This window comes from Streptomyces sp. NPDC020898, from assembly GCF_044333925.1.
In the GTDB taxonomy this organism is placed as follows: Bacteria; Actinomycetota; Actinomycetes; order Streptomycetales; family Streptomycetaceae; genus Streptomyces.
In genome coordinates this window covers 599137-600530 of the sequence record NZ_JBIRRV010000005.1, presented here as the reverse complement: position 1 = coordinate 600530, position 1394 = coordinate 599137, and the positions used below count along the sequence as shown (strand labels likewise).

Annotated in this window: 1 rRNA gene and 1 other annotated feature (1 of these 2 running past the window's edge); the gene reads right to left on the bottom strand. The window is 56.7% G+C overall.

Annotation, left to right across the window (positions count from 1 at the left end):
* Positions 1–107 (bottom strand): 5S ribosomal RNA (gene rrf / locus ACH4TV_RS19975); the annotation flags it as partial.
* A 91-nt stretch (positions 108–198) separates the two neighbouring features.
* Positions 199–1394 (bottom strand) — a sequence feature (most likely nonfunctional fraction of RNA operon); it runs 3242 nt beyond the window's last position.

Below are 1394 nucleotides of genomic sequence, written 5' to 3'. Positions count from 1 at the left end.
GTCCTACTCTCCCACAGGGTCCCCCCTGCAGTACCATCGGCGCTGTGAGGCTTAGCTTCCGGGTTCGGAATGTAACCGGGCGTTTCCCTCACGCTATGACCACCGAAACACGGTGAAACACATCAACCGCACCATTGTCGTGGCCCGACAATGGGGTTGTTCGTGGTTTCAGAACCAACACAGTGGACGCGAGCAACTGAGGACAAGCCCTCGGCCTATTAGTACCAGTCACCTCCACCCGTTACCGGGCTTCCAGATCTGGCCTATCAACCCAGTCGTCTACTGGGAGCCTTAACCCCTCAAAGGGGGTGGGAACACTCATCTCGAAGCAGGCTTCCCGCTTAGATGCTTTCAGCGGTTATCCCTCCCGAACGTAGCCAACCAGCCATGCCCTTGGCAGAACAACTGGCACACCAGAGGTTCGTCCGTCCCGGTCCTCTCGTACTAGGGACAGCCCTTCTCAATGTTCCTGCGCGCGCAGCGGATAGGGACCGAACTGTCTCACGACGTTCTAAACCCAGCTCGCGTACCGCTTTAATGGGCGAACAGCCCAACCCTTGGGACCGACTCCAGCCCCAGGATGCGACGAGCCGACATCGAGGTGCCAAACCATCCCGTCGATATGGACTCTTGGGGAAGATCAGCCTGTTATCCCCGGGGTACCTTTTATCCGTTGAGCGACGGCGCTTCCACAAGCCACCGCCGGATCACTAGTCCCGACTTTCGTCCCTGCTCGACCCGTCGGTCTCACAGTCAAGCTCCCTTGTGCACTTACACTCAACACCTGATTGCCAACCAGGCTGAGGGAACCTTTGGGCGCCTCCGTTACTCTTTAGGAGGCAACCGCCCCAGTTAAACTACCCATCAGACACTGTCCCTGATCCGGATCACGGACCCAGGTTAGACATCCAGCACGACCAGACTGGTATTTCAACGACGACTCCACAGACACTGGCGTGCCCACTTCACAGTCTCCCAGCTATCCTACACAAGCCGAACCGAACACCAATATCAAACTATAGTAAAGGTCCCGGGGTCTTTCCGTCCTGCTGCGCGAAACGAGCATCTTTACTCGTAGTGCAATTTCACCGGGCCTATGGTTGAGACAGTCGAGAAGTCGTTACGCCATTCGTGCAGGTCGGAACTTACCCGACAAGGAATTTCGCTACCTTAGGATGGTTATAGTTACCACCGCCGTTTACTGGCGCTTAAGTTCTCAGCCTCGCCCAACCGAAGTCGGACTAACCGGTCCCCTTAACGTTCCAGCACCGGGCAGGCGTCAGTCCGTATACATCGCCTTACGGCTTCGCACGGACCTGTGTTTTTAGTAAACAGTCGCTTCTCGCTGGTCTCTGCGGCCACCCCCAGCTCGAGGAGTAAATCCTCTCACCAGT